A 948-nucleotide genomic window follows, 5' to 3' on the forward strand; every position below is an offset into this window, starting at 1 on the left:
GGGGAACCTGCGGCTGGATCACCTCCTTTCTAAGGATCGGACAGAAAGCGCCAGACTTCGCGTTTGGAAGAGCTTCTCTCCTTTTCAAAGAACATTGCCGTCGTCCTCATGTCCCTTCATCCTGGAGGTACACAGTTTGCTGTGTATTCTGCCTGAGCTGGCTTTCAGCCGCCTGCGGCCATTCGTGGCCGTTCAGGCGAAAGACTGGGCCGGTAGCTCAGGTGGTTAGAGCGCACGCCTGATAAGCGTGAGGTCGTAGGTTCAACTCCTACTCGGCCCACCAGTCTTTAAGTTTGGTGCGGGGCCTTAGCTCAGCTGGGAGAGCGGTTGCTTTGCAAGCATCAGGTCATCGGTTCGATCCCGATAGGCTCCACCATCCTTTTGGATGGTCTCACCAACGAAAACTCCAGAGATGAAGCGAAACAGTTCCGACCCTAACGGGTTGGTTGCGCGGGATTTGCCCGCAGATCTTTGACATTGTGAATGGGTTTTTTAATCGATGCCGTGGCGCGTCGTATTTGCCAGACGGGCACCTGACGTAGGTGTTTCGAAACGCGAATACATACGACGTGTCATTATATATCTGGCTGAGATAAATCGTCCGCACCTAGCACGGTGACGCCTCTATGCAGGGCTGTCATTGATGGTGTGGATTCTCAAGCGTGAGGTAAGAGCATTTGGTGGATGCCTTGGCATGTACAGGCGAAGAAGGACGTGGCACGCTGCGATAAGCGTCGGGGAGCTGTGAGCAAGCTTTGATCCGACGATTTCCGAATGGGGAAACCCACCTTCACCATTTCTCTCGATGAGCGGGTAACCGGTTATTGAGTGAGGTGGATAAGGTATCACCGAGTTGAATACATAGACTTGGTGAAGCGAACCCGGGGAACTGAAACATCTAAGTACCCGGAGGAAAAGACATCAACCGAGATTCCGTTAGTAGTGGCG

At 53.1% G+C, this 948-nt stretch carries 2 tRNA genes and 1 rRNA gene; all 3 read left to right on the forward strand.

The window, feature by feature from the left end:
- Positions 1-206 precede the first annotated feature (206 nt).
- Positions 207-283, forward strand: a tRNA-Ile gene (locus ACI3K3_RS25670).
- A gap of 17 nt (positions 284-300) precedes the next feature.
- Positions 301-376 (forward strand) — tRNA-Ala (locus ACI3K3_RS25675).
- A gap of 278 nt (positions 377-654) precedes the next feature.
- Positions 655-948, forward strand: a 23S ribosomal RNA gene (locus ACI3K3_RS25680); the annotation flags it as partial.

The sequence above is a fragment of the Novosphingobium sp. ZW T3_23 genome (genome assembly GCF_044987305.1).
In the GTDB taxonomy this organism is placed as follows: Bacteria; Pseudomonadota; Alphaproteobacteria; order Sphingomonadales; family Sphingomonadaceae; genus Novosphingobium.